23 protein-coding genes are annotated in these 26,671 nt (G+C 71.4%); 20 read left to right on the top strand and 3 right to left on the bottom strand.

All coding sequences use genetic code 11. The annotated features are described in order from the left end of the window. The first annotated feature begins 1 nt into the window (after window position 1). From O7617_RS07510 to ahcY, 12 genes are all read left to right on the top strand, one after another. Entirely contained in the window at window positions 2-4,318 is a 4,317-nt protein-coding gene (locus O7617_RS07510; RefSeq protein WP_282262435.1) for a toxin glutamine deamidase domain-containing protein, read from the top strand. Window positions 4,319-4,368: 50 nt separating this feature from the next. Then, entirely contained in the window at window positions 4,369-4,752 is a 384-nt protein-coding gene (locus tag O7617_RS07505) for a hypothetical protein (RefSeq protein WP_282262433.1), read from the top strand. 50 nt (window positions 4,753-4,802) lie between these two features. Beyond that, entirely contained in the window at window positions 4,803-4,967 is a 165-nt protein-coding gene (locus O7617_RS07500) for a hypothetical protein (RefSeq protein ID WP_282262432.1), read from the top strand. Window positions 4,968-5,015: 48 nt separating this feature from the next. Then, window positions 5,016-5,315: a hypothetical protein gene (locus O7617_RS07495; RefSeq protein ID WP_282262431.1), complete on the top strand. Its 300-nt coding sequence runs from the start codon at window positions 5,016-5,018 to the stop codon at window positions 5,313-5,315. Window positions 5,316-5,389: 74 nt separating this feature from the next. Then, the gene (gene nfi / locus O7617_RS07490) at window positions 5,390-6,094 is read left to right on the top strand and encodes a deoxyribonuclease V (RefSeq protein ID WP_282262430.1); all 705 of its coding nucleotides are present in this window, start codon (window positions 5,390-5,392) and stop codon (window positions 6,092-6,094) included. Window positions 6,095-6,424: 330 nt separating this feature from the next. Next, a complete protein-coding gene (locus O7617_RS07485; protein WP_282262429.1) occupies window positions 6,425-7,459 on the top strand; it encodes a hypothetical protein in 1,035 nt (344 codons plus the stop codon). 70 nt (window positions 7,460-7,529) lie between these two features. Continuing rightward, window positions 7,530-8,915, top strand: a complete 1,386-nt coding sequence (locus tag O7617_RS07480) for a phosphomannomutase/phosphoglucomutase (protein ID WP_282262428.1) — start codon at window positions 7,530-7,532, stop codon at window positions 8,913-8,915. 61 nt (window positions 8,916-8,976) lie between these two features. After that, entirely contained in the window at window positions 8,977-9,162 is a 186-nt protein-coding gene (locus tag O7617_RS07475) for a Trm112 family protein (protein WP_091394023.1), read from the top strand. Further along, entirely contained in the window at window positions 9,159-10,355 is a 1,197-nt protein-coding gene (locus tag O7617_RS07470; RefSeq protein WP_282262425.1) for an SIS domain-containing protein, read from the top strand. The genes O7617_RS07475 and O7617_RS07470 overlap by 4 nt, the downstream gene beginning before the upstream one ends. A gap of 67 nt (window positions 10,356-10,422) precedes the next feature. Continuing rightward, window positions 10,423-11,418: a cation diffusion facilitator family transporter gene (locus O7617_RS07465; RefSeq protein WP_282262423.1), complete on the top strand. Its 996-nt coding sequence runs from the start codon at window positions 10,423-10,425 to the stop codon at window positions 11,416-11,418. 3 nt (window positions 11,419-11,421) lie between these two features. After that, a complete protein-coding gene (gene manA / locus O7617_RS07460) occupies window positions 11,422-12,585 on the top strand; it encodes a mannose-6-phosphate isomerase, class I (RefSeq protein WP_282262422.1) in 1,164 nt (387 codons plus the stop codon). A gap of 281 nt (window positions 12,586-12,866) precedes the next feature. Continuing rightward, a complete protein-coding gene (ahcY, locus tag O7617_RS07455; protein WP_282262421.1) occupies window positions 12,867-14,366 on the top strand; it encodes an adenosylhomocysteinase in 1,500 nt (499 codons plus the stop codon). Between the two features lie 63 nt (window positions 14,367-14,429). Here the strand turns inward: ahcY and O7617_RS07450 are convergent, their stop codons facing one another. Then, window positions 14,430-14,588 carry a hypothetical protein gene (locus tag O7617_RS07450; RefSeq protein WP_282262420.1) on the bottom strand — a complete coding sequence of 53 codons (159 nt, stop codon included), beginning with the start codon at window positions 14,586-14,588 and terminating at the stop codon, window positions 14,430-14,432. Between the two features lie 169 nt (window positions 14,589-14,757). Here O7617_RS07450 and efeU point away from each other — a divergent pair, with 169 nt between their 5' ends. The 8 genes from efeU to raiA all read left to right on the top strand — a co-directional run bounded on the left by efeU (window position 14,758) and on the right by raiA (window position 24,209). After that, window positions 14,758-15,669 (top strand): iron uptake transporter permease EfeU, encoded by a 912-nt coding sequence (gene efeU / locus O7617_RS07445; protein WP_282264664.1) that lies wholly within the window; start codon window positions 14,758-14,760, stop codon window positions 15,667-15,669. A gap of 23 nt (window positions 15,670-15,692) precedes the next feature. After that, window positions 15,693-16,826 carry an iron uptake system protein EfeO gene (gene efeO, locus O7617_RS07440; RefSeq protein ID WP_282262419.1) on the top strand — a complete coding sequence of 378 codons (1,134 nt, stop codon included), beginning with the start codon at window positions 15,693-15,695 and terminating at the stop codon, window positions 16,824-16,826. A 19-nt stretch (window positions 16,827-16,845) separates the two neighbouring features. After that, window positions 16,846-18,123: an iron uptake transporter deferrochelatase/peroxidase subunit gene (efeB, locus tag O7617_RS07435; RefSeq protein ID WP_282262418.1), complete on the top strand. Its 1,278-nt coding sequence runs from the start codon at window positions 16,846-16,848 to the stop codon at window positions 18,121-18,123. 131 nt (window positions 18,124-18,254) lie between these two features. Further along, window positions 18,255-18,944: an MtrAB system response regulator MtrA gene (gene mtrA, locus O7617_RS07430; RefSeq protein ID WP_278150699.1), complete on the top strand. Its 690-nt coding sequence runs from the start codon at window positions 18,255-18,257 to the stop codon at window positions 18,942-18,944. Between the two features lie 12 nt (window positions 18,945-18,956). Continuing rightward, on the top strand, window positions 18,957-20,807 hold the full coding sequence (gene mtrB, locus O7617_RS07425; protein ID WP_282262414.1) for an MtrAB system histidine kinase MtrB: 1,851 nt from the start codon (window positions 18,957-18,959) through the stop codon (window positions 20,805-20,807). Continuing rightward, window positions 20,804-22,621: an LpqB family beta-propeller domain-containing protein gene (locus O7617_RS07420; protein WP_282262412.1), complete on the top strand. Its 1,818-nt coding sequence runs from the start codon at window positions 20,804-20,806 to the stop codon at window positions 22,619-22,621. The genes mtrB and O7617_RS07420 overlap by 4 nt, the downstream gene beginning before the upstream one ends. 1 nt (window position 22,622) lies before the next feature. Then, window positions 22,623-23,324, top strand: a complete 702-nt coding sequence (locus O7617_RS07415; RefSeq protein ID WP_282262411.1) for a ComF family protein — start codon at window positions 22,623-22,625, stop codon at window positions 23,322-23,324. A gap of 246 nt (window positions 23,325-23,570) precedes the next feature. Next, on the top strand, window positions 23,571-24,209 hold the full coding sequence (gene raiA / locus O7617_RS07410; protein ID WP_282262410.1) for a ribosome-associated translation inhibitor RaiA: 639 nt from the start codon (window positions 23,571-23,573) through the stop codon (window positions 24,207-24,209). A 54-nt stretch (window positions 24,210-24,263) separates the two neighbouring features. Here the strand turns inward: raiA and O7617_RS07405 are convergent, their stop codons facing one another. Both O7617_RS07405 and O7617_RS07400 read right to left on the bottom strand, forming a co-directional pair. Further along, window positions 24,264-25,376, bottom strand: a complete 1,113-nt coding sequence (locus tag O7617_RS07405; protein WP_282262408.1) for a GNAT family N-acetyltransferase — start codon at window positions 25,374-25,376, stop codon at window positions 24,264-24,266. After that, window positions 25,373-26,560, bottom strand: coding sequence for a GNAT family N-acetyltransferase (locus O7617_RS07400; RefSeq protein WP_282262406.1), 1,188 nt, complete (start codon window positions 26,558-26,560; stop codon window positions 25,373-25,375). The genes O7617_RS07405 and O7617_RS07400 overlap by 4 nt, the downstream gene beginning before the upstream one ends. Between the last annotated feature and the right edge of the window lie 111 nt (window positions 26,561-26,671).

Genomic DNA, 26,671 nt, shown 5'->3' with positions numbered 1-26,671 from the left:
GATGACCGTGCTGCCCAGCCCGATTCCGCACCCACTGGACCTCGCACCCTGGGACGTTCCAGGGTGGATCTACGAGGCCCTCGACTGGGTGGTCGGTGTGCAGTGGCCGGAGGGCGACGAGCGGGCCGTCTGGGATCTCGCCGACCAGTGGTACGACGTCGCCGCCGTGCTCGCCGGTCCGCACGCCGACGCCGCCGCGGCCGCCGTCGAGGTGCGCAACGGGTATGGCGGCGTCGGGGCGGTCGACGCGGCGTTCGAGGCCGCCTGGCGGGGCATCGCCGAAGGCGCGGACGCGCCGCTGCCCGTGCTGCTCGCGGTGACCGCCGATCTCGGCCGACTGGTCGAGGAGTGCGGCTGCGACATCGAGGGCGCCAAGCTGGAAGTCTGGATCGAGCTGGGCATCCTCGTCATCGAGCTGCTCTCGGTGGCGGTCGCGGCGGTGCTGACCGCCGGTGCCGCCACCCCGGCCGCCGGGGCGGCGATCACCGCCACGAGGCTGCTGGTCCAACAGATCATCAAGCGGCTGATGGGTCAACTGGCCGGCAAGTCCCTCAAGCACGGGCTCCGGGAGGCCGGCGAGCGAGCCGCCAAGGAGGTCGCCCGAGACGGGGTGCGCGGGCTCGCCAAGCGGGCCGCCCGGGAAGGGCTGGAGGAGGCCGCGGAGGAGAGCGGCGTCACGCTGGCCACCCAGGCGTACCAGAACTCCACCGGCCGGGCCCACGGCCTGGACCTGACCGACCTCGGTGCGTCGGCGGTCGGTGGGCTCGCCGGTGGGGCGGTCGCGCCGCTCGCCGGCCTCGGCCGGCACGCGACCGGGCGAGCGGCCCGGGTCGGTGAGCACCTGGGGCGGGAGATGACCGGCGAGGTGCTCGCCGACAGCGCTGCCAGCCTGGCCACCGGCCACGGCCTGACCTCGATGGAGGACGTGGCCCGGGCCGCCGCGTCCGGGGCCACCGGCTCGGTGACCGGCCAGACCGACCACGCCCTACGCGCCCGGCTCGACGCCCAGGCCGACGCCCTCGCCGGGGCGTCACTCGTCGGCCCCACGCTGCCGTCCGTGGCGGCACCAGTCTCCTTCCCGCCTCCCGAGGCGGATTCGGCCGGGGTGTCCCCGGTCGTTCCGACGCAGGCCACGCCACCGGACCAGGTGACCCCGCTCCGCGCCGACCGGCCACCCGCCGCCGACGTGCACGTCTCGGCGTCACCATCGGTGGACGTCGGGTCCGACGTGGACGGCATCGACAGTCCGCTGCGTGCCCCCGAGCCGAACACACTTTCTTCGACGGACGTGAGCGCCACACAGCAGATCGCCGCCGACCCGACGCTGTCGTCGGTGGATGCGGGTCGGGTGTTGCCGTCGGTGGCTGCGGATCCGGCGTCGTCGTCGGTGGATGCGGGTCGGGTGTTGCCGTCGGTCGCCGCTGATCCGGCTCTGCCGCCGGTGATCGGTGATCCGGCCGTGTCGTCGGTAGACGCTGGTCGGAGTGTGCCGACGGTGGCTGCCGATCCGACGTTGTCGTCGGTGGCCCCGGATCCGAGGATGTCGGCGGTGACCACGCCCGGGGCCGTTGAGCCGGTCACCGGTCTCGCGCCGGGCCAGCTGGGAAGCCCGCCACACACCGCCGGCCCGGTCGCCTGGTCTCCCTCGACCGGCGCGCCCGCACCGACAACGGCGCCCGGCGCGATGCCGCCGGGCACCGTCGCTACCCCCCTGATCGGTACGAACCCGACAGTGGTCGGCCGGTCCACCGTGCCGTCCCGCCCAGCGACACGAGGCGTGCGCGCACCGGCACCAGCAGCCGAGCATCCAGCCCGGGGCAGGGCGTCGATCCCCGTCGAGCTGGTCTTCGGTGACCCGGTGGTGCCGGCGACCGAGACCGACGACTCCTACGCGGCGCAATGGGCCGCCGAGGCCGAAGCCGCCGAGCGGCGGCGCTATCAGGGCCACTACGAATCACAGCGGACCGGTTTCGAACGCAACCGCCGCCAGGCGGAGGCGATCCGTCTGCGCGCCCGGGCGGCGGAGCACGATCGTCGGGCCGTCGAGTACGCCACCTATGCCCGACAGTTGCACCGGGCGGGTAACCGGCAGTGGGCCGACGGCTGGCAGCGAGCCGCGAACGACGAGGCACGCGCGTACGCCCAGTGGCGTGACCTGGCCGACGCGGTGCTGGCCGGCACCACGGCACCGCAGGTCGTGGACCTCGGTGCGGCCACCTTCGAGCATGCCAACCGGGACGTGGGCGCCCTCGCGCTCGGCGCGGTGGAGACCGGCGGCCCGTCCCGGCTCACCGGCGACGACCATCCGCCACCGATCGACGACTCCCGACCGTACGGAAAGCCCGGCGGACTACGTCCGCCGCTCGCCCTGCACCAGGTGGACGTCGAACGGCAGATGCCCCGCGAGCCGGACGGCACCATCACCCGCACCGCTGACCCCCGACGTGGCGGCTGGTTCCGGCTCCTCAACGACGGAGGTCCCGCCGCCGACGCCACCCGGGGCATCAACTGCCTGGACTGCACCCTGTCGTTGTTCGAGACCTGGGTGCACGGGCGGCCACGGGTGTCGGCACCACGTACCTTCGACGGTTACCTCAACGGTGACATCCGCCGACCCATCCGGGGCGAGGCAGGCGGCCCAGGCCGGGTGGAGGACGTCACCGGCGGGCGCTTCCAACGACTCCTCGCCCCGTCCGGCCAACGCACCTATGCCGAGCAGAGCCGGGAGGCCGCCGACCGGGGGTACCGCAACCTGCACGACCAACTGCTCCTGGGAGGCCACGGCAGCTACGCGTTCCTGGTGACCGAGTGGGCACACGGCGGATCGCACGCCTGGGTGGCGCTCAACCAGAACGGCACAGTGCTCTACGTCGACCCGCAGACCGGTGTGGTCCGCGACCGGCCGTTGTACCCCGACGTGACCGGCATCGACGCCCTGGTGCTGGACGGGACCGGCCGACCGATGCCGCTCGGCGGGCTGCCCCGGGGCCGGTTCAGCGAGCGGCCGGACCTGCCGGACCACCCCTCGACGTACGACAACGGCGGCCACGGCGACCCGTACGTCAACCGGATGTACCTACTCCTGGACGGCCCTGGCTCGGCGTCGTCATCGCCCGGCGCGGAGCCCGTCGACGCCTCGTCCAATGCTGATCGGGGCCAACCCTCACCAAGCGTCGGCCCGGCCGGCGTCGTTTCCACTGCCGGCACCCTGGATGAGATCTTCACGGCTGGGGTGAGTCCGGTCGAGTTCGCAACAGCGGTCGACCCATCGGCGCTCCGTCGTCTGCATCCGGATCTGGACGAGGCTTCGGCTCGGGATGTCGCGCGGCTCTTTGCCGACAGCCGGGTCCGCGACATGCTCGACCGCGCCCAGCGGGAGCCGCCCGCGAACGAGCCGGAACTCGCCAGGCAGCTGACCAGGCAGTTGGTGCGGCACCCAGATCTGGCTCGGTTGATCCTGTCCACACCCGAACTGGCGAACTCGCTGACCGCGCGCCCGATGACCCTCTACCACCTGGCCGGCCATCAGCAGGCCATCGACGTCCTCGCAGAGGTGTTGGACGACGTCGCCCAGCAAGGTGCTGTGGGGCTGGAGGCGGAAATCGACAGTGATCCGGACCAGCCGCAGCCGACGCCGCTCACGGACGAGCAGCGGCGGATCAGCGCGAGCATCCAACTATCAGATGATTCGGTGACCCAGCCGGGATTCGACAAGCGTCGTCAGGCTGACCCTGCTTATCGCCAGCATTACCTGGACGGCCTCTACGCGGCTGCCGTCGTTGCCCAGGCGGAGCTGAACCAGTTGGCGGTGTCCCTGGCCCAGGTGGGTGATCACCGGGTCGGGGAGCCCGGCTGGCGTTCACAACCCAAGGACCGCCGTCGAGCCGAGGACAAGGTGGACAAACATCAGGGCGATGCGTCCAAGTTGCTTGACCTGGCGGCCGCCAAAGTTGAGTTCCGTAGCCTCGGAGACCTCTACGCGGCGCTCGAACGACTGCGTGACCACCCGGCTGCCGTGATCAGGGGCTATGACGATCGTTTCATCTCGCCGAGGGACAGCGGTTACCGCGATGTGCAGCTGGTGCTCCAGATGAGCAATGGGCATCTTGCTGAGTTCCGACTGCACCTGGAAGCCCTCGATGCGGTTGCGGTTTGGGAGCATGTTCTCTACGAGGTGCGTCGCGACGTGGAAGCCCTCGCTGGGATCGGGGGCCGAACCTTGACGGCAAGCGAACGAGCAATCACAGCGGGCATCCGCCGTCGCGAGCAGCAGCTGTTCTGGCAGGCATTGCAGTCAACTTTCGAGGGGAATTCCTGATGGTTGGGGGTCTTTTGCTTCCCTCCTATTACCTCTATTACCAGTCTCCTGTGAAGATCGTGGAAACGCCGGATGGGGGCGCCCGGGTGTGGCGCGTATGTATTGACACGGGTGGCTGGCAGGAGAAGAACGATATCTTCACCGAGATCACCCTCGGTGTGGGCGGCGAGGTCTTTCGTCGTAGTCCTGAGGAGTTCGTGCAGGAGGTGGAGCGTTTTCGGGCTCACTACCTCGAAGGTGACGGCCCGATCTTCGCGCTTTACGAGACGGTGCAGGCGGTCAGGGACGTAGCGAAGGCCGAAGACCGACACCTGACGGCACAGGAACGCGCGATTATTCGCGGGATCAGGAAGCGGACGTTCGTGATGTTCGAGGAGCAGCTCCGCGCGGCTGGTGACCTCGGCGCGGACCCGGACATCGCGAGAGCTGAGTAAGCGTTGCTCCGCGTGTTTGTCGACGCGAGGGGGGCCGGTGACGGCCGAGGGTGTGGACCGCCCGGTTGGTGCGGGCGGGGGAGCGTTACGAGCAGGCCGTCTTCGGTGGTGACGTGAAGTCGTTGGACGAGGCGGAGCCGGACCTGGCAGCGCTGGAAGCGGATGTGGTTCTGGCGCGGGCCCGGATCCTGCACGCCCGTTTCCTGGCGTGGTAAGCGGGCAGGGTGGGCGTGGAAGTTGGCGTGTCCGAATAAGATCGACGCATGGCGAGATCCGGCTCGGAGAGCATCTGGTCCACCGTCTGGGTATGGCCGGTCGGCATCGCGGTCGGTCTGGCTGTCGGCATCCCCGTGTTCGGCGCGAAGGGTGGGGTGGCGTTCGGCGTAGCCCTGGCCGTTGCCTTCGCGGTCGGCCTTGGCGTGATCAGGAACGGCCGGAAAGCCACCGTAGAGGATGGCCCGGTAGGTCTTTCCACCCGGGATGACCTGCGTGACCAGTCAATCCAAGGTGAGACGGACGGTAGCGCCACCGCCGTCCGCACGGACAGCCGGCACCGACCGTGATCGACTCCGTTTCGCCGAAAACGCGGTATCCGCGGCTGCGGGATACCGCACTTTCGGCGAAACCGAGTGGATCATTGCCGGCAGGGTCGGGAGAGGCCACCGGGCCGGGCGGTGTGGCCGAGGCGTTGGCCGTACAGGAGGAGTTGCGGCCGCTGGTCGATTTGGTCGGGCCGGGGCCGAGCGCACCTGCGACGATGGCCGGCCTGGATGTCGCGTACTCCCAGGATGGTGACCTTCTGGCGGCGGCCGTGACGGTGTTGGACGCCCGGACGTTGGAGGTGACCGAATCGGCGGTCAGCGTGGGGCGGCCCGCGTTCGACTACGTGCCGGGGTTGTTCGCGTTCCGTGAGTTGCCCGCGCTGCTCGCCGCACTGGACCGCCTGACCGTCGTGCCGGACCTGTTGGTCTGCGACGGGCACGGGCTGGCCCATCCGCGTCGGTTCGGGTTGGCCTGTCACCTGGGGGTGGTCACCGGGCTGCCCGCGATCGGGGTGGGGAAGACGCCACTGGTCGGGACGTGGGATCCGCCGGCCGACCAGCGGGGTGCCTGGTCACCGCTGCGCGACGGCGGTGACGTCGTCGGCCGGGTGCTGCGGACCCAGGACGGCGTGAAGCCGGTCTTCGTCAGCGTCGGGCATCGGATGAGCCTGGAGAACGCGACAGCGCAGGTGCTCGCGTTGACGCCGCGCTACCGGCTGCCGGAGACCACCCGCACCGCCGACCGCCTCAGCCGCGACGCACTCGCCGAAGCCCAAGCCCAAGCCCAACAAGCCGACTGACCGTGGCTGAGCGCCCGCGTTGAGGCAGGCCGCCGACCGCCCAGGCGCCCGCGTTGAGGCAGGCCGCCGACCGCGCCCGACCGCGCCCGACCGCGCCCGACCGCGCCCGAGCGCGCACAGCGCGGGCCGGCCCACCCTGCCTGGGCGGGCCCTTTACCTACGGCGAACCGCGGCGATGCTGATCCTTTCCGCGGGTCGACGGGCCGGGTCGCAAACAGGGTCGTAAACCGTAACGCCGCACACATCCGGCCCGCTCTATGACCGGCGGCCCTGATGGGCCGGTAGTAGCCTGTCCCGCGGACCCCACCCGGGGAGAACGGTGAGGTGATCATGACGGTGCGTCGACGCACGATGCGGCTCGCGGCGGTCTGCGCGCTGGTGGGCGGCCTGGTGCTGCTCGGCGCGTCGCCGGCGTCCGCCGACAGCGACGTGGTCCGGGTCGGTGCGGCCAGCAGCTTCGCCGCTGGCGGTTCCCCGCAGGGGGTGAACGTCGCGGTGCGCAAGCGCACCGACGGGTGCGTCCTGCTGCGTACCACGTTGGGTCTGCGCCTTGACGGTCTTCAGCCGGACCAGGTGACGGTCGAGGTCGCCTCGGATGGGCGTTGGCTTCCGGTGGGCGTGTCGGGCGGCAGTGGCACGGTGCAGACCGCGCAGACGTCGCCCGCGAAGCCGAGGCTGTGCAAGGGCAAGGCGATCACGGTGCGGTACCGGGTGGCGATCGCCGCGGGCGCCCCCGGTGGTCGGCTCGTCGTGACCGGTGTGGGTCTCAGCGCCGAAGGTCAGACGTTGGGTCACCACAGCGACGCGGCCCGGGTCACCGGTGGGCGGGTGACGCCGTCGCCGACGCCGTCGAAGACGCCGTCGCCCACGCCGACCCCCACCGAGGTCGCGACCGTCGACGAGGCGGTGACCCCGGCAGCCCTGGTGTCCGGCGCGCCGGACACCAAGGCGGCTGCCGCGGAGTCGTCCGGCGGTGGATCGCCGGTGATGTTCTTCGGCATCGTGATGGTGGCGGTCGGTTTGCTGCTCATCGTGCTGCTGTTGCGTCGCTCGCGGCAGGACCGCAAGCCGTCCGACGAGTCACCGGACTCGCTTGCGGGTGACCCCGGCGGCACCACCTACCGCGCCGGTGGTGGGTCACCGGCCGCGCCCGGTCGCCCAGGCCAGGTGTACGGCCAGCAGCCACCGGCCGCCGGCTGGGGTGCCGTGCCGTCGCCGCGCCCCCCGGCCGGCGGGGTCTACGGTGCACGGCCGGGCGGCACCACTCCCGAGGCGACGCAGCCGATGCCCGGCGGACCGCCGACCGGGACGCCGCCGACCGACGAGGGCGGCCACACTGTCTTCATTCCCCGGCTCCCCGGCTGAGCGAGGCTGGACCTGCCGCCTCCGTTAGGCTCAGGCTCGGTGTCTAACTTGCGGCCAAGGAGTGGAACACGTGTCTGATCTGTCCCAGATCGTGAAGGCGTACGACGTTCGAGGGACGGTACCGGACCAGTGGGACGAAAGGGCCGCCGAGGCGCTCGGGGCCGCGTTCACCCAGCTGCTCAACTCCACTGACGAGCCGGGCGACGCGGTTGTCGTCGGGTACGACATGCGGGCCACCTCGCCCGGGCTGGCCGCCGCGTTCGCCGCCGGCGTACGCGCCGAGGGCCGCTCGGTGATCGAGATCGGTCTCGCCTCCACCGACCTGCTCTACTTCGCCTCCGGCTCGCTCGACCTGCCCGGTGCGATGTTCACTGCCAGCCACAACCCCGCGCAGTACAACGGCATCAAGATGTGCCGCTCCGGTGCCCGTCCGATCGGCCAGGAGAGCGGCCTGGCGGAGATCCGGGACCGGGCTCAGGCCCTTCTGGATTCGGGCGAAGCCCGTCCGGCCGGTGAGCCGACCCGGCCGGCCGAGCGGCGTGACCTGCTTCCGGACTACGCCGGCTACCTGCGCAAGCTGGTGGACCTCTCGGGCATCCGGCCGCTGAAGGTGGTCGTCGACGCCGGTAACGGGATGGGTGGCTTCACCGTCCCGACCGTGCTGGGCGACGCCGCCCTGTCGCCGTTGCCGCTGGAGATCGTGCCGCTCTACTTCGAGCTGGACGGCAGCTTCCCCAACCACGAGGCCAACCCACTGGACCCGGCGAACCTGGTCGACCTCCAGCGGGCGGTGGTCGAGCACGGCGCCGACATCGGGTTGGCCTTCGACGGCGACGCCGACCGGTGCTTCGTGGTGGACGAGCGCGGCGAGCCGGTCTCGCCCTCGGCGATCACCGCTCTCGTCGCCGCGCGTGAGCTGGCGAAGCACCCGGGCTCCACGGTGATCCACGGTCTGATCACCTCCAGCGCGGTCGCGGAGATCATCCGTGAGCATGGTGGAGAGCCGGTCGTCGCCCGGGTCGGGCACTCGTTCATCAAGGCGGAGATGGCCCGGACCAACGCCGTCTTCGGCGGCGAGCACTCCGCGCACTACTACTTCCGCGACTTCTGGTTCGCCGACACCGGCATGCTCGCGGCGATGCACACCCTGGCGGCGTTGGGCGAGCAGTCCCTGCCGATGTCCGTGTTGGCCGGCGAGTACGAGCGCTACATCGCGTCCGGCGAGATCAACTCGACGGTCGCCGACCAGGCGGCGGCGGTGGCCGAGGTGCGGGCCGCGTACCCGGAGGCGGTGGCCGACGAGATGGACGGGCTCACTCTGCGTTTCCCCGACGGCGCGTGGTTCAACCTGCGCGCGTCCAACACCGAGCCGTTGCTGCGGCTCAACGTCGAGGCACCCTCCCGTGATCGGATGGTCTCGCTCCGGGACGACGTGCTCGGGCGCGTTCGCCGATAAGATCGCCTGCGCCGGTCGGCACCGCCGTCGGTGAAGCCGCACACGTGGAAGGAGCCGTGCCATGGCCCTGGATCCGCAGTTGCTCGAGATTCTCGCCTGTCCGGACACGCACCACGCCCCGCTCACCTACGATGCCGAGGCGCAGACGTTGACCTGCACGGAGTGCGGTCGGATCTTCGAGGTCCGCGACGACGTGCCGGTGCTGCTGCTCGACGAGGCGCGCGGCGGCCCTGGGCAGTCCTCATGATCGACGGCACGGCTGGGGTCAGCGGCCGTCGCGAAGCGGACGAGGCCCTGCTTGACAACCCGGACGCGCTGGCCGAGCACGACCCGGGCGGCATGCTCCGGCACACCGCGTCGGCCGGCGCGCAGGTCCGCGAGAGCGCCGCACTGGCTGCTGAGGCGAACCTGTCGGTCCTCGCCGACGACGGGCGGCCCCGAGCCGTCGTCATCGCCGGCATCGGCACGGCTGGGCGTACCGGGGATGTGCTCGCCACTGTCGCCGGGCCGCGCTGCCCGGTCCCGGTCATCGCGCACCGCAGCGCGGGTGTGCCCGGCTGGGTGGGCGCGGCCGACGTGGTGATCGCGGTGAGCGCGTCCGGTCGGAGCCCGGAGGCGCTCGGCGCGGCGGAGGCCGCACACCGGCGCGGTGCCCGACTGGTGGCCGTGGGCGCTCCCGACTCGCAGTTGCAGTCGATCGCCGAGCAGGCTCGGGCGCCGTTCATTCCGGTGCCTCGGCGTGCCCCGGCGCGGGCCAGCCTCTGGGCGCTCACCGTGCCGGTCCTGCTCGCCGCCCGTTCCCTCGGGCTCGTGAAGGTCAACGAGGCGGACCTGGCGGAGACGGCGGCCCGGCTGGACGCGGACGCCGACCGCTGCCGGTCCTCCGCCGAGTCGTTCGTCAACCCGGCCAAGTCGCTGGCCCTGGGGCTGGCCGGTTCGATCCCGATCGTGTGGGGCTCGTCCCCGCTGGCGACGGTGGCCGCCCGCCGGTTCGGCGACACCCTGTCCGCCAACGCCCGCTATCCGGTGGTCACCGGCGCGCTGGGTGAGGCCGGTCGGGGCCGGGTCGGGCTGCTCGACGGCGTCTTCGGTGGCCTGGCCGAGGGGGAGCGCGACATCTTCGCCGACCCGATTGAGACCGACGGTGACGGCACCCGGCTGCGGTTGGTGCTGCTGCGCGACGGCGGGCTCAACGCCGAGGACGACACCGACGAACCCTTCGCCGTCGAGGAGCGCCGCGCGGACGCGGTGCAGACCCTCGCCGAGCGTCGCGGCGTGCGGTGCGACGTGGTGACCGCCGAGGGTGGCTCCGCGCTGGAGCGGCTGGCCTCGCTGGTCGCGGTCCCGGATTTCGCCTCGATCTACCTCGCTCTGGCCCACGGGTTGGACCCGATGGCCGTGCCGGCCATCACCGAGATGAAGGAGCTGTCGAACCAGTGAACGGACGTAGGGGGCGGCGCGTCATGCGCGGGCCGGTCGGCTTCGTACGGCGAAGCGGAGCGGTGGCATGAGCGCCAACGGTGGGACGAAGGCGATCGTCGCCGCCCTCCTGGCCAACGTCGGCATCGCCGTCACCAAGTTCATTGCGTTCCTGCTCTCCGGCTCGTCATCGATGTTGGCCGAGGCGGTCCACTCGGTCGCCGACTCCGGCAACCAGGGCCTGCTGCTGCTCGGCGGTAAGCGGGCGAAGCGGGCGGCCACCCCGGAGCACCCGTTCGGGTACGGCCGGGAGCGCTACATCTACGCGTTCATCGTGTCCATCGTGCTGTTCAGCATTGGTGGCCTGTTCGCGCTGTACGAGGCGTACCACAAGTGGCAGGACCCGCACGGCATCGAGTCCTGGCACTGGCTGCCGGTGGTGGTGCTCGTGGTGGCGATCGTCCTGGAGTCGTTCTCCTTCCGGACCGCCATCAAGGAGTCCAACCACATCCGGGGCAACCAGTCCTGGGTGCGCTTCGTCCGCCGGGCCAAGGCACCGGAGCTGCCGGTGGTGCTCCTGGAGGACTTCGGGGCGCTCGTCGGTCTGGTGTTCGCGCTCTTCGGCGTCACCATGACGCTGATCACCGGCAACGGTGAGTGGGACGCCGCCGGCACCGCGATGATCGGCATCCTGCTGGTCGTCATCGCCGTGGTGCTGGCCATCGAGACGAAGAGCCTGCTGCTCGGTGAGGGTGCCGAGGCGTCCGAGCTGGCCGCCATCGAGCGGGCCGTCACCGACGGCCCCGAGGTGGAGCGGATCATCCACATGAAGACGCTCTACCTGGGGCCGGAAGAGCTGCTGGTGGCTGCCAAGATCGCCGTGCCGGAGTGGGAGAACGCCCACGACCTGGCGCGCGGCATCAACGCCGTCGAGGCGCGGATCCGCGCGGCGGTGCCGATCGCCCGGGTGATCTACCTGGAGCCGGACGTCTACAGCGTCGCCGCCGCCAACGCCGGCACCGGCGCCGCCGCCGACACCGCCGTGCCGCCGGCAGATGGCGCGGCCGGGCGGGCCGGAGGCTGACGGGTGGAACCGCTGTACGGACCGATCCGCGACTACGCCTGGGGGTCCCGTTCCGCCATCGCGCTCCTGCAGGGGCGGCCGGTGCCCAGCGACGGGCCGGAGGCGGAGCTGTGGTTGGGCGCCCACCCGGGCGCCCCGGCCAGCGTGGCCCGTGCCGGCCTGCGGGTGAGTCTCTGTGACCTGGTGCGGGACGAGCCGGGTCAGTGGCTCGGCCAGCGGGTGTCCGAGCGCTTCGGTGACCGCCTGCCGTTCCTGCTCAAGGTCCTCGCGGCGGACGCCCCACTGAGCCTGCAGGCGCATCCGGACGCCGAACAGGCCCGGGCCGGCTACGCGGCCGAGCAGGGGCGCCCCGAGGGGGAGCGCAACTACGCCGACCCGCACCACAAACCGGAGTTGCTCGTCGCGCTCACCCCGTTCGAGGCGTTGTGCGGTTTCCGGGACCCGACGGAGTCGGCCGAGGCCCTCGCCGCGTTCGGCGTACCGGAGTTGACGCCGGTGGTCACCGCGTTGCGTGATGGGCCGGCGGGGCTGCGGACGGCGGTGCGGACGCTGCTCGGCTGGCCGGTGGCCGAGCGCGAGGCGTTGTTGGGTTCGGTGCTGGCGTCGCCGGCCGACGGCCCGGACGCGGAGTTGGTCCACCGGTTGGCCAAGGTGTACCCGGCCGACCCGGGCGCGCTGGTGGCACTGCTGTTGCACCACGTGCGGCTGGTCCCGGGGGAGGCGATCTGGATGCCGGCCGGCAACCTGCACGCCTACCTGAGTGGCTGCGGTGTGGAGATCATGGCGGCCAGCGACAACGTGCTGCGTGGCGGCCTGACCCCGAAGCGGGTGGACGTCGACGAGTTGTTGCGGGTGCTGCGCTTCGAGGTGCTCCACGATCCGGTGCGCGCCGCCCAGCCGGTCGGCCCGGGTGTGGACTGGTGGCCCGTTCCGGTGGACGACTTCGCGCTGCACCACGTACGGGTCGACGCGGCGGTGCCCTCGGTCACGCTGCCGCTGCCCGGTCCCCGGGTGGTGCTCTGCGGTGGTGGTTCGATCACCGTGGACGATGGCGCCGGAGCGGTGACGCTCGTGTCCGGCCAGGCGGCGATCGGCACGGCGGCAGGTGAACCGTTGCGGATCAGTGGCGACGGTGACGCGTACGTGGCGACGTCGGGACTGAGCTGACGGCTGTCCGGACCACGACACAAGTCCGACTTTTCCGGAATGGCTTGACGCGACCCTGCCTGAGTGTGACTCTATGAGTACGCAGCGTTATCGCGACGACGGTCCGAGAACGTGCGGGGGAACCAAACCGGGGGGATGCACGGGGCGGGCGGGACGTGGGCGGCTGAGTCTGTCCACCACCGACCGCCCCGTGCGCTGTTCCGCGGCCCGTCCCCCGGCTGCCCGTCGCCGACGCGCGTAAGGTGGAGGGTCGGCGCAGACATCGTTCGACAGGAGCTTTCATGACCAGCACCCTCCCGGCGGCCGCCAGCGGTACGTCGTCCGAGGCCCGGCCGAGCACGCTCGCCGACGGCGACTTCAAGGTGGCGGATCTGTCGCTCGCCGAGTTCGGGCGTAAGGAAATCCAGCTCGCCGAGCACGAGATGCCCGGCCTCATGGCGATTCGCCGGGAGTTCGCCGAGGCGCAGCCGCTCGCCGGCGCGCGGATCACCGGCTCGCTGCACATGACCATCCAGACCGCCGTCCTGATCGAGACGCTTGTCGCGCTCGGCGCGCAGGTGCGCTGGGCGTCGTGCAACATCTTCTCCACCCAGGACCACGCCGCCGCGGCGATCGTCGTCGGCCCGAACGGCACGCCCGAGGCCCCGGCCGGCGTTCCGGTGTACGCGTGGAAGGGCGAGACCCTCCCGGAGTACTGGTGGTGCACCGAGCAGGTGCTCGCCTGGCCGGACGGGCAGGGCCCGAACATGATCCTCGACGACGGCGGTGACGCCACCCTGCTGGTGCACAAGGGCGCCGAGTTCGAGAAGGCCGGTGTGGTCCCGCCGGTCGAGTCGGCCGACTCCGAGGAGTACGCCGTGATCCTCGAGCTGCTGCACCGCTCGCTCGCCGAGGACGGCCAGCGGTGGACCCGGATCGCCGCCGGCATCAAGGGCGTGACCGAGGAGACCACCACCGGCGTGCACCGGCTCTACGAGATGCACCGCGCGGGCACCCTGCTCTTCCCGGCCATCAACGTCAACGACTCGGTGACCAAGAGCAAGTTCGACAACAAGTACGGCTGCCGGCACTCGCTGATCGACGGCATCAACCGGGCCACCGACGTGCTGATCGGCGGCAAGATGGCCGTGGTGATGGGCTACGGCGATGTGGGCAAGGGGTGCGCCGAGTCGCTGCGCGGCCAGGGCGCCCGGGTCGTGGTGACCGAGGTCGACCCGATCTGCGCGTTGCAGGCCGCGATGGACGGCTACCAGGTCGCCACCCTGGACGACGTCGTCGAGCAGGCGGACATCTTCATCACCGCCACCGGCTGCTTCGACGTCATCACCAACGAGCACATGGCCCGGATGAAGCACCAGGCCATCGTCGGCAACATCGGCCACTTCGACAACGAGATCGACATGGCTGGTCTGGCCAAGCGTTCCGACGTCGAGCGGATCAACATCAAGCCGCAGGTCGACCTGTGGCGCTTCGCCGACGGCCACGCCGTCATCGTGCTCTCCGAGGGGCGCCTGCTGAACCTGGGCAACGCGACCGGCCACCCGAGCTTCGTGATGTCGAACTCGTTCGCCAACCAGACGATCGCCCAGATCGAGCTGTTCACCAAGACCGAGGACTACCCGATCGGCGTCTACGTGCTGCCCAAGCACCTGGACGAGAAGGTGGCCCGGCTGCACCTGGGCGCGCTCGGTGCCAAGCTGAGCACGCTGACCAAGGAGCAGGCCGCGTACCTCGGTGTCTCCCCGGAGGGTCCGTTCAAGCCGGACCACTACCGCTACTGATCGACGATTCCGGACCGGGTCGGCTGTTCGCAGCCGGCCCGGTTCGTCGTCTCCGCCGTCTGCTCAGCCGGAGCGGGGGTCACGCCGGGTGGGTCGGAACCACGTCCAGACGCACCAGGCCAGCCACCCGAGCGACACGATGGTGGCCAGCGCCCGCATGCGCAGTGCGCTGAGCAGCAGCACCACGGCCAGCACCGCCAGCCACGGCAGGAATCCCTTCACGGCGGGGATCCTCCCACAGCCGTCCGCCGCGATTCGCCTCCCAGTGGCCGAAGAGCCTGGTCACGGGGTGAGTGAGCTTGTCGTGTACGACTTGACGGGAGTCCTGAGCGGGAGGAAGGTATGCCTGCCCTAAGTAAGTCGAGGCATGCCTAATCCACTCGGAGCCCGGATGTTCGCCACCTACCTGATCGGCCTGCGGGAAGGCCTGGAGGCCACCCTGGTGGTCAGCATCCTGGTCGCCTTCCTGGTGAAGTCGCAGCGCCGGGACCGGTTGCCCCAGGTCTGGGCGGGAGTCGGCCTGGCCGTGGCGCTCTCGGTGCTCTTCGGTTGGCTGATCGAGTACACGTCGACCTCGCTGCTGGCCCGCTCCGAGGACCGGGAGTTGTTCGAGGCGATCACCTCGGTCGCCGCCGTGGTCTTCGTCACCGGGATGATCTTCTGGATGCGCCGGGCCGCCCGGACCATCGCCGGTGAGCTGCGGGGCAAGCTGACCGAGGCGCTGGCCGTCGGGTCCCTGGCGGTCGCCGGCATGGCCTTCCTCGCGGTGGTCCGCGAGGGTCTGGAGACGGCGCTGATCTTCTACTCGGCCGCCCAGGGGGCCGCCGGCGACAGTGGCCCACTGCTCGCGTTGATCGGCGGCGTCGTCACCGCCGTGGTGCTCGGCGTGCTGCTCTACGCCAGCGCCGTGCGCATCAACCTGAGCACGTTCTTCACCTGGACCGGTGCCCTGCTGATCCTGGTCGCCGCCGGCATCCTCAAGTACGGCGTGCACGACTTCCAGGAGGCCGGTGTCCTTCCCGGCCTGAACGACCTGGCCTTCGACATCACCAGCGTGCTCGACCCGACTACCTGGTACGCCCACCTGCTCGCCGGCATGTTCAACGTGACTCCGGCGCCCACCGTGCTGGAGACGATCGCCTGGGTCGCGTACGCCGCCCCGGTCCTCCTGCTCTTCCTGCGACCAGCCCGGCGCAAGCCGGCACCCGCCGCGACCACCACCACCGTCACCGAGCGCGGGGCCGACAGCGGCACCGAAGCCGAGGCCGAGGCTGGGGCGACCTCCACGCCGCAGCGCGCCTGACCCCACGAGGAGAGACAGCTCAGATGCGTACCACCCAGTTCTTCGCGTTGGCCGCCGCCGGCGTGCTGGCGACGGCCGGTCTGGCAGCGTGTTCCGGTTCCGACGAGGGCGACCCGGCCGCGACCGGCGGTCCGATCGTGGTGAAGGCGAGTGACACCGCCTGCGAGGTCGGCACGACCGACCTGGACGCCGGCACCGCCACTTTCAAGATCACCAACTCGGGTGCCAAGGTGACCGAGTTCTACGTGTACGCCGACGGCGACCGGGTGATGGGCGAGGTGGAGAACATCGCCCCCGGGCTGAGTCGAGAGCTGCACGTCGAGCTGCCGGCGGGCACCTACCAGACGGCCTGCAAGCCGGGGATGAGCGGCAAGGGCATCCGGGGCGCGCTCAAGGTCAGCGGGTCCGCCCAACCGCTCACCGCCGACGCCGCGTTGGGTGACGCCACGGACAACTACCAGCGCTACGTCAAGAGCCAGACCACCGCGCTCCTCGCCAAGACCGAGGAGTTCGTCGGCGCGGTCAAGGCCGGTGACGTCGCGAAGTCCAAGGCGCTCTACCCGGTCGCCCGTACGTACTGGGAGCGGATCGAGCCGGTGGCCGAGATCTTCGGCGACCTCGACCCCAAGATCGATGGCCGCGAGGAGGTCATCGAGGAGGGGATGGAGTTCACCGGCTTCCACCGGATCGAGAAGGACCTCTGGCAGTCCGGCGACATCAGCGAGGACGGCCCGATCGCCGACCGGCTGCTGGTCGACGTGAAGGAGATCGTGGCCAAGGCCAACGCCGAGAAGCTCTCCCCGCTCCAGCTCGCCAACGGCGCCAAGGAACTGCTCGACGAGGTGGCCAGCGGGAAGATCACCGGCGAGGAGGACCGCTACTCGCACACCGACCTGTGGGACTTCGCCGCCAACCTGGAGGGTTCCAAGGCCGCCGTGTCCGCCCTCCGACCGGCGCTGGAACAGCGTTCGCCGGAGCTGGTCAAGCAGTTGGACACCGAGTTCGCCAATGTGGAGGCCCTGCTCGGCAAGCACCGCGACGGTGACGGGTGGAAGCTGCACACCGCGTTGAGCAAGCCCGACCTCAAGGAGCTCTCCGACGGGATCAACGCGCTCGCCGAGCCGATCAGCAAGATCGCCGCGGCCGTCGCGAAGTGACCGGACCGCAGGGGGACCGATGAGCGGGAACGGGTTGACCCGGCGGCGCGCGATCACGCTGGCCGGCGCCGGTGTGGCCGGTGTCGCCGGGGCCACGGTCGGCGTGCGGGCGATGGTGGACGGCTCCCACGGCCCGGCCGCAGCGAGCGACCACCCGGCCGGAGCCGTGCCGTTCCACGGTGAGCACCAGGCGGGGATCGTCACCCCGGCCCAGGACCGGCTGCACTTCGTCGCCTTCGATGTGATCACCAAGGACCGCGGCCGGCTGGTCGAGCTGCTCGAAGAGTGGACGGCCGCCGCCGCCCGGATGGCCGCGGGCCGCGACGCCGGGCTGCTCGGCGCGGTCGGGGGGATGCCGGAGGCTCCACCGGACGACACCGGTGAGGCGCTCGGCCTGCCCCCCTCGCAGCTCACCCTGACCATCGGCTTCGGGCCGACGCTGTTCCGCGACGCCGACGGTCGAGACCGCTTCGGCATCGCCGACCGGCGGCCCGCCGCCCTGGCCGAGCTGCCGAAGTTCCCGGGCGATGCGCTGCAGCCGCAGCTCTCCGGGGGTGACCTCTGCGTACAGGCGTGCGCCAATGATCCGCAGGTCGCCGTGCACGCCATCCGTAACCTGGCCCGGCTCGGCATGGGCGTGGTGAGCGTCCGCTGGTCGCAGCTCGGCTTCGGTCGTACCTCGTCCACCTCCCGGGACCAGGCCACCGCACGCAACCTGTTCGGCTTCAAGGACGGAACGGCCAATCTCAAGGCCGAGGACACCGACCTGCTACGCGACCAGTTGTGGGTGCAGCCGGGCGACGGGCCGGACTGGATGACCGGAGGTTCGTACCTGGTCACCCGCAAGATCCGGATGCTGGTGGAGACCTGGGACCGCACCCCGCTGGCCGAGCAGGAGGAGATCGTCGGACGGAGCAAGGGCAGCGGGGCCCCGCTCGGCCGGACCGACGAGTTCGACGAGCCGGACTTCGCCGCCCGTGGCGCGGACGGCAAGCCGATGATCGCCGAGCACGCGCACGTCACGCTGGCCCATCCGAGCCGGAACGGTGGCGCCCAGTTGCTCCGCCGTGGTTACAACTTCGTCGACGGCTCGGACGGTCTCGGCCGGCTCGACGCGGGCCTGTTCTTCATCGCGTACCAGCGCGATCCGCGTCGCCAGTTCGTGCCGATCCAGACCCAGTTGGCGCGGCACGACGTGATGAACGAATACCTGCGGCACGTCTCCAGCGGTGTGTTCGCCTGCCCTCCCGGGGTACGCGACGGCGGGGACCACTGGGGGAGGGCACTCTTCGGCTGACCGCCGTCCGGATGGCGACAGCGGAAACGGCCGGGGCTGCGGTGGCGCCGGGCGGCGCCGAAGGGGGATCATGGTGACAGCCAGGCAGACGCCGGTCCCACCGAACTGAATGAGGATGCAATATTAATCCCATGAGAGCCCGCGTACTGGTGGTCGACGACGACCCCGCGCTCGCCGAGATGCTCGGCATCGTGCTGCGCAGTGAGGGTTTCCTGCCCTCGTTCGTGGCGGACGGCGAGCGGGCGTTGGCCGCATTTCGTGATAGCCGCCCCGATATCGTGCTGCTTGACCTGATGCTGCCCGGAATGAGTGGTATCGACGTCGCCCGGTCGATCCGGGCGGAGTCCGGCGTGCCGATCGTCATGCTCACCGCCAAGAGCGACACGGTGGACGTCGTGCTCGGCCTGGAGTCCGGTGCCGACGACTACGTGGTCAAGCCGTTCAAGCCCAAGGAGTTGGTCGCCCGGATGCGGGCCCGCCTGCGCCGTGGCGAGGACGTGGCCCCGGAGATGTTGACCATCGGGCCGCCCGACAACCAGATCTCCATCGACGTGCCCGCGCACACCGTCAGCCGCAACGACGAGGAGGTGAAGCTGACTCCGCTGGAGTTCGACCTGCTGGTCGCGCTCGCCCGCAAACCCCGTCAGGTCTTCACCCGTGAGGTGCTGCTCGAACAGGTCTGGGGTTACCGGCACGCCGCCGACACCCGTCTGGTCAACGTCCACGTCCAGCGGTTGCGGGCCAAGATCGAACCAGACCCGGAGCGGCCGGAAATCATCCTCACCGTGCGGGGCGTGGGCTACAAGGCGGGGACCGGATAGCCTGGTCGCACTGTGTCGACCTCGCCGCCCACACCCTCCCCGAGCACGTCAGCCCGCCGGCCCAGCGCCGGCGGGGAGGTCTGGCGTGCCGTGAGCGGCCGGGTCGCCCGGGTCGTGGCCCGGGTGCACCAGACCTGGCGTCGATCGCTCCAGGTCCGGGTCGTGACCATCACGCTCGTCGCGTCCAGTCTGCTGGTCGGCGGTTTCGCGTTCCTGATCGCTGACAAGATCACCACCATCCTGCTGGACAACGCCCGCAGTGACGTCCGGCAGCGGGTGACCAGCGGCGCCAGCTACGCCACCAAGCAGGTCTCGCTCTACGGCCAGCCGCAGGAGGCGCAGCTCCAGGAGACGATCGACGACACCGTCAACTACCTCGCCGGTGGCGACCCGCAGCAGACCAGCGGCGTGGTGGTGGCGATCACGGCCAACGGCTATCCCGACCAGATCCAGACGCGCACCGCGCCCGCCGCGAACGTCCGACCGCTGATCAGCCCGGAGCTGCGCGCGGCCATCGCCGACGGCAAGGTGGCCAGCCAGATCCGCACCGGGCGGCTCACCGGCGAGCCGACCAAATACCTGGTCTACGGCTCACCGGTGCCCACCCGCTTCGGTCAGATCGAGATCTACTACCTGGTTCCGTTGACCCGCGAGGACGTCACCGCCGCCGACGCCCGAGCCACGGTGGTGGCCACCGGGGTCGCCCTGGTGATCCTGCTCGGGCTGCTCGCGGCGCTGGTCACCCGTCTGGTGGTCAACCCCGTCCGGGTCGCCGCGCGGACCGCCCAGCGGCTCTCCGCCGGCCTGCTCGACCAGCGGATGGTGGTCAACGGCGAGGACGACCTCGCCCTGCTCGCCGCCTCGTTCAACCAGATGGCCACCAACCTGCAACGGCAGATCCTGCGCCTGGAGGAGATGTCCCGGTTGCAGCGCCGCTTCACCTCCGACGTCTCGCACGAGCTGCGTACGCCGCTGACCACCGTCCGGATGGCCGCTGACCTGATCTTCGCCGAGCGCGACGAGTTCGACCCGGCGGTGGCCCGCAGCGCCGAGTTGCTCCAGGCCGAGTTGGACCGGTTCGAGGAGCTGCTCACCGACCTGCTGGAGATCAGTCGGTTCGACGCGGGCTTCGCCATGCTGGATTCCGAGCCGACCGACCTGGTGCCGGTGGTGCACCGGGTGGTCGACCGGCTGGCCGGGCTGGCCGAGCGGGTGGGCGTCCCGATCGAGCTCGACCTGCCGAGCGCACCGGTGATCGCCGAGGTCGACCCGCGCCGGGTCGAGCGGGTCCTCCGCAACCTGGTCGGCAACGCGGTCGAGCACGGCGAGGCCCGCCCGGTGCTGATCACCCTCGGCGTCGACGAGACCGCTGTGGCGATCACCGTCCGCGACCATGGGGTGGGGCTCAAGGTGGGCGAGGAGAAGTTGGTGTTCAACCGGTTCTGGCGGGCGGACCCGTCCCGGGCCCGGCAGACCGGTGGCACCGGGCTGGGCCTGTCGATCAGCCTGGAGGACGCCCGGTTGCACGGCGGTTGGCTGGAGGCGTGGGGTGCTCCCGGGCAGGGCGCACAGTTCCGGCTCACGCTGCCGGCCCGCGCCGGCGACCGGCTGACCACCTCACCGCTGCGACTGGTCCCGGCCGACGCCGCGCTGCCCTTCGGTGGCCCGCGCGACGGTGGCCCGCTGGCCATCGGCCCGGGCACCGGCGGCGCCTTGGCGATCGGCCCCGGCAGCGGCGGCCCCGGTGGGGGTGGCCGCGGCGGCGGCCCTGGCAGCGGCGGCCCCGGCAGCGGCGGCGGTGGAGCGTCGGCGGGTGGCCCGGCTCCGGCCGGGGACGAGCAGCGGGCGGAGGTGCGCTCATGAGACGGCAGTCCCTCGTCGGGGCGCTCGGTGTGGTGGTGATGCTGGGCGCCGGTTGCGGCATCCCGGCCGGCTCCGACGTGCGGGTGGACGGCAAGGGTGGGGCGGCGACGGGGGCCGGCGTGGTCGACCTGCGCAGCGGCGAGCCGCCGAAGCGGACGTCCAGCGGCAGCGACAACGAGATGTTCGTGCGCAACTTCCTGTCCGCCGCCGCGGGCGAGCCGGACCGGGCCTACGAGCGGGTCAAGGCCTACGTCGCCCCGGAGTCCAAATCTCGCCTGCAGGACAAGAAGGGCAGCGAGGTCGCGCTGAACGTGGTCCGGCTGCGCGAGGCGGTCTACACCCTGAACAGCGACTCCACCACCACCGTGAAGATCACCGTGCAGCAGATCGGCGTGCTGCGGGCCAACGGGGTCCTGGCCCCACCCGTCGCGACCGAGTCGGAGTACGAGTTCCGGCTCCGCAGCGCGGCGTTCGACGGTGGTGCCAACGACGACCGTGCCGGCCTCTACGTCCTCGACCCGCCGAACGTGCTGTTGCTCAGCGACGTCGCCCTCAAGCAGTACTACCAGGACGAGACGATCTATTTCTGGAGTTCCGACCGCAGCCGCCTGGTGCCGGACCAGCGCTACCGGCCGTTGGCGGTGCCCAGCGAACGCCGGGTCAACGAGGTGGTGAAGTGGCTGGTCGGCGGCCCGTCCGACTGGTTGCGGCCGGGGGTCGTCGGGCTGCCCGACCGCACCGAGTTGATCAACAACGCCACCGGCGCGGACAGCCGGTGGGAGGTCAACCTCGACATGTCCGGTGACGACCGGAACGGGATCGACCAGCTGATCACCCAACTCGCCTGGTCGCTCGGTGACCTGACCGGCAAGCTGGAGTTGAAGATCCGTAACAACTCGCAACCCGTGCAGGATCTGAGCGAGCGACGAAGCGCCCAGCAGCTCTACCCGAACGCCGACAGCCCGCGGCGGTTCGGCGTGTACGAGGGTGCGATCCACCCGCTCGACTTCGAGGGCGAGCTCAGCGGGGCGGTGCCGCTGACGCCCGAGGTCAACCGCAACATCGTCTCCGCCGACCTCGGTGTGGCGAGGGACCGGCGGATCCTCGCCGCGATGATCACCACGGGCAGCAGCAACGGCCGGTACCGTCTGTCGGTCGGCACGGGCGCCGCGCCGGTCACTGGCGTGAGCCGCAGCGAGACGGAGTACTCCTCGATGAGTCGCCCGGTCTGGCTGCGTACCGCCGACACCCGGGCCGCTCGCGGCCTGGTGGTCGCCGACGGGCAGCTCTACCGCTTCGACGAGGCGGCCGGCATGTACCAGGTGCCGCTCAACCTGCCCTCCGGCAACGTCACGGCGGTGGCCGCCGCGCTCGACGGCCAGCGGGTGGCGCTGATCGCGGGAGGCCGGCTCTATGTCGCCGCGGTGAACCTCGACGGCGGCGGGGTCTCGATCGGGCCGCCCCGGCAACTGGCCACCTCGCAGACCGGCCTCACGGCTGTCGACTGGGGTCGGGAGGACCGGCTGGTGGTGGCGGGGTCGGCGGGCCAGCAGGCGATCTACGAGATCAGCGTCGACGGCGCCCTGGAGACACCGCTGCGGACCGACGTCGGAGCCAAGGTCAACCACCTGACGGCGTACCCGACGAACCGCACCGTGCGATCACCCAGCGGGGCCTACATGTACGAGGCCAACGGGGTGGCCTACCGCAGCAGCCCGTTCGAGCGGATCGAGCCGGAGCGCGTGCGGGACATCGCGCCCGTGCCGGCCGGTGTGCGCCCGAGCAACCCGTCGGCGCCGTTCTTCCTCTACTGACATGGTGAGCGGGCTCTGGGCGGACCTCGCCGACCTGGTTCTGCCCACCACCTGCGCGGGTTGTCGGGAGCGCCGGCCCGGCCTGCGGCACGGGGTCTGCCCGGCCTGCGTCTCGGCGCTGGAGGCGTTGCGCCCCCTGTCGGTCCGGCCCACACCCGCCCCGTCGGGCCTGCCGCCCTGCGTCGCGCTCGGCCCGTACGCCGGCCCGCTGCGTGAGGCTCTGCTGGCGTACAAGGACCACGGTCGGCACGGGTTGGCCCGTCCGCTCGGCGCGCTGCTCGCGGAGGTCGTCGCGGCGGCGGTCGGCGGGGCCCGTCCGTTGGCGCTGGTCCCGGTCCCGGACACGGCGGCAGCGGCCCGCTCCCGGTACGGGGACCACCTGGACCGGCTGGCCCGGCACTGCGCGGCCCGCCTCGTCCGCAGCGGTTGGGTGGTGCGGGTGCACCGTCCGCTGCGGGCGCTGCCCCGGCCCGACTCGGTCACGCTGGACAGCGCGGGGCGGGCGGCGGCGGCCGAGGCGGCGTTCCGACCTCGCCCCACCACGCCGGGCCCGGGTGGTGGGGCACCCGTCGTGGTGCTGCTCGACGACATCGTCACGACCGGCGTCACCCTGGCCGCCGCAGCCCGGGTGCTGACCGCCACCGGCTGGGCACCGAGTGTCGCCGCGGTGCTCGCGGCGACCGAGAAAAGACACCACTCGTAACCGATCGTGTTTCCGTTTCACCCATTGGTGTACGAGCTGCGAAAAATCCTGGGCGGTCTCGGCGACATGGGGTGACTGTCGAGCGAACAGGAGTTAGCGTTTCGCTGTCGGGGGTAGGAGGTCGTTCCACCCGCCCCTGGCGGTGAGAGGAGGCGTAGCCGTACCAACCGGTCGACGCCAGCGGGACTCCCCACGGCGCGCGACCGGGCCAACCGGATCGAAGACCGTCCGAACAAGGGAGGTCACGTGGACATCGTGGTCAAGGGCCGAAACGTCGAAGTACCGGACCATTACCGGGTGCACGTAGCCGAGAAACTCGCAAAGATCGAACGCTACGACCACAAACTCATTCGTGTCGATGTCGAGCTGTTTCACGAGCGCAATCCGCGCCAGGCCGACCACTGCCAGCGGGTGGAGATCACCTGCATTTCCCGGGGCCCGGTGATTCGGGCCGAGGCCTGCACGAACGACTTCTACAGCGCGCTCGACGCCGCCATCGCCAAGCTCGACACCCGGCTGCGCCGCGCGGCCGACCGTCGCCGCGTACACCGGGGGCGGCACGCGCCGATCTCCGTCGCCGAGGCCACCGCGGGCCTGCCCGTCGCGGACCTGGTGGCCCCCGCGCTGAGCGCCCCGGCCGACGGCGCCCGCGCCGGCACCGCCGTCGCGGAGCGGGTCGAGGAGGAGTACGACGACAAGCAGCCCTGGCACATCGCCCGGGAGAAGGTGCACCCGGCGGAGCCGATGACCGTCGACGACGCGTTGTTCGAGATGGAGCTCGTCGGTCACGACTTCTACCTGTTCCAGGACAAGGAGTCGGGCCGCCCCAGCGTCGTCTACCGGCGTCACGCCTACGACTACGGCATCATCTCCCTCGCCACCTGACCGCGACGTCACCGGGTCGTGGTGCGGGTTCGCCCACCACGACCCGGTGATCCGTCAGCGCAGATCGCTCGGGAGCAGCGCGAACGTCAGATCGTCCAGACGGGTGCCGTCGAGGCCCGGCAGGCGGCCACGCTGTAGGCCCTCACGGTGGAACCCGACCCGCTCCAGCACCCGGTGCGACGCGATGTTGTCCGGCACCGTACCGGCGCCCAACCGAGCGATTCCGACCACACCGAACGCCCAGGCCGCGAGCAGCCGGACCGCCCGGGTCGCGTACCCCCGGCCGCGCCAGTCGGGCAACAGGGCATAGCCGACCGACGCCTCGCCGCCGGCCACATCGGTGTACGACAACCCGCAACTGCCCACCGGTTCCCCGCTGGACACGTCGGTGATCAGCAGTCGGGCGATCTCGCCGGTCAGCCATCCGCTCTCGGCGAGACGGCAGCGCCGCTCGATCGCCTCCCGCGTCGGCGGCACGGGCGGCGCCTGGTTCGCCACCACCTCGGGTCGAGTGTGCAACCGGTGCATCAGCTCCGCGTCGTCCGGCGCGAGCCGCCGCAGCGCCACCACCCGGTCGGTGAGCACCCCGTCGGGCAGGTCGGGAAGCAGTCGGGCGGCCGGGCCGGGCGGATCGTCGGCGAGGCGTACCCAGGCCAGCAGGTCGTGCCGACCCCCGTCGCGGGCGACGGCAGCCGACCGGCGGGAACCCTCGTAGCGGAAGCCGGCGGCCAACGCGACCCGCTGGCTGGGCGTGTTCTCCGGGTGGGTGAGCAACTCCAGGCGGGCTGTTCCGGCGGCGAGCGCGTGGTCACTCAGCGCGCGGGTACCCGCCGTGGCGACCCCGCGCCCGCGCGCCGCGGGTCGTACCCAGTAGCCGATCCCGGCCTGACCGCGGGTCGGCGACGGATTGTTGAGCGTCACCATGCCCAGCAGCCGGTCCGTGGGCGGGTCCGCGACGGCGTACGCCGCGCCGCCGCCGGTCCAGACCGCCGGGGCCCCGACGTCGATCCACCAACGGGCGTCGGCCTCGGTGTACGGATCCGGCGAGCCGATCGTGAACCGCTTGCTGACCGGGTCGGCCAGGCCGTCGACGATGTCGGCGGCGTCCTCGACGCGGAGCTGCCGCAGCCGCACCCCGTACGCCTCGATGACCTTGTCGTAGGTCATGTCAGGTCCTTGGCGAGCAGCGCGCCCACCCACACGTCGGCGCGCTCGCCCCGGTGCTGCACAGCGGCCCGGGCGGTCCCCTCGACGGTGAAGCCCGCCTTCTCCGCCGCCCTGCGGGAGGCGGTGTTGCCGACGTTCGCCCGCCACTCGATGCGGGCCAGGCCCAGCGTGCTGAAGCCCCAGGCGCTGAGGGCGACCAGCGCTGCGGGTAGGTATCCCCGGCCACGGGCCTCCGGGGCGGTCATGAACCCCACGTCCGCCAGCAGCGGGTCGCCGGAGGAGAGCCGAAGGTCGATCGTGCCCACGTACCTGTCGTCGGGGTCGGCGATCACGAAACAGGCGGCCTCCCCCCGCGCCCAGGCGTCCCGGCCGTAGGCCAGGTAGCCCTGTGCGTCGGTGCGGTCGTACGGGTCCGGCACCGTCGTCCAGCGGATGCTCTCCGGGTCCTGGCAGGTCCGCACCACGGCGTCCAGGTCCGACTCCTCCATCGGCCGCAGCCGCAGCTCGCCGGTCGTGGCCGTGGCGAACAGGACGGGCTGCGGGCGGCCGAAGACGGCGGCCCGCCGGGCGGCCAGGGTGCCCGGCCCGGCCGGCCCGGCCGGCCCGGCCGGCCCGGCCGGCCCGGCCGGCCCGGTCGACCCGGGCGCGGGCACCTCACCGGGCAGCAGGGAGCCGATCCAGCCGTCGGCGGCGCCGTGCGGCGCCGGGTGGGACAGCCGCAGTCGCCCGTCGATCCGGAATCCGGCCCGCAGCGCTACCAGCCGGGAGGCGTGGTTGCCCACCTCGGCCTGCCAGATCAGCCGGCGCAGCCCCAGGGTGTCGAAAGCCCAGCGGGCCACCGCCCGGGTGGCCCGGACCATCACCCCCCGACCCCGCGCCCACGGCGCGGTCCAGTAGCCGATCTCACCGGTGCCGGCCTGGTCGATGGAGATCAACCCGCACGAGCCGAGCAGATCGCCGGTCGCCGGGTCGCAGACCGCGAACGGCGCGCCGGTGCCCTCCGCCCAGGCTCGCCCGCTCACCTCGGTGACGAAACCGTGCGCGTGCTCCGGACGGTACGGGCGCGGCACTGTGGTCCAGCGCTGGATGTCCGGGTCCTGGCAGGCTCGGTGCACGGCCTCGGCGTCCGTCTCCCGCCAGGGCCGCAGCAGTACGCCGTCCTCAATGATCTCCGCAGGCTCCACCCGTGCATCGTGCCGCAACGTTCGCCGACGGCGTAACCGGATAACGTCCCCGGCGTGCCTGCTACGCGAGTTATGTCTGGTTCGGCGCGATGGACCGCCGCTACCAGTGAC

Source organism: Micromonospora sp. WMMD1155 (assembly GCF_029581275.1).
Taxonomy (GTDB): domain Bacteria; phylum Actinomycetota; class Actinomycetes; order Mycobacteriales; family Micromonosporaceae; genus Micromonospora.
The sequence above is the reverse complement of the archived record's forward strand: the minus strand, read 5'-3'. Positions and strand labels throughout refer to the sequence as shown.

What these genes read in the sequence shown, in the direction of transcription:
- O7617_RS07510 (WP_282262435.1), top strand. Translation starts at nt 2, where the DNA reads ATGACCGTGCTGCCCAGCCCGATTCCGCACCCACTGGACCTCGCACCC.
- O7617_RS07495 (WP_282262431.1), top strand. Translation starts at nt 5,016, where the DNA reads ATGGCGAGATCCGGCTCGGAGAGCATCTGGTCCACCGTCTGGGTATGG.
- O7617_RS07485 (WP_282262429.1), top strand. Translation starts at nt 6,425, where the DNA reads ATGACGGTGCGTCGACGCACGATGCGGCTCGCGGCGGTCTGCGCGCTG.
- O7617_RS07475 (WP_091394023.1), top strand. Translation starts at nt 8,977, where the DNA reads ATGGCCCTGGATCCGCAGTTGCTCGAGATTCTCGCCTGTCCGGACACG.
- O7617_RS07470 (WP_282262425.1), top strand. Translation starts at nt 9,159, where the DNA reads ATGATCGACGGCACGGCTGGGGTCAGCGGCCGTCGCGAAGCGGACGAG.
- O7617_RS07465 (WP_282262423.1), top strand. Translation starts at nt 10,423, where the DNA reads ATGAGCGCCAACGGTGGGACGAAGGCGATCGTCGCCGCCCTCCTGGCC.
- ahcY (WP_282262421.1), top strand. Translation starts at nt 12,867, where the DNA reads ATGACCAGCACCCTCCCGGCGGCCGCCAGCGGTACGTCGTCCGAGGCC.
- efeU (WP_282264664.1), top strand. Translation starts at nt 14,758, where the DNA reads ATGTTCGCCACCTACCTGATCGGCCTGCGGGAAGGCCTGGAGGCCACC.
- efeO (WP_282262419.1), top strand. Translation starts at nt 15,693, where the DNA reads ATGCGTACCACCCAGTTCTTCGCGTTGGCCGCCGCCGGCGTGCTGGCG.
- efeB (WP_282262418.1), top strand. Translation starts at nt 16,846, where the DNA reads ATGAGCGGGAACGGGTTGACCCGGCGGCGCGCGATCACGCTGGCCGGC.
- mtrA (WP_278150699.1), top strand. Translation starts at nt 18,255, where the DNA reads ATGAGAGCCCGCGTACTGGTGGTCGACGACGACCCCGCGCTCGCCGAG.
- O7617_RS07420 (WP_282262412.1), top strand. Translation starts at nt 20,804, where the DNA reads ATGAGACGGCAGTCCCTCGTCGGGGCGCTCGGTGTGGTGGTGATGCTG.
- O7617_RS07415 (WP_282262411.1), top strand. Translation starts at nt 22,623, where the DNA reads ATGGTGAGCGGGCTCTGGGCGGACCTCGCCGACCTGGTTCTGCCCACC.
- O7617_RS07405 (WP_282262408.1), bottom strand. Translation starts at nt 25,376, where the DNA reads ATGACCTACGACAAGGTCATCGAGGCGTACGGGGTGCGGCTGCGGCAG.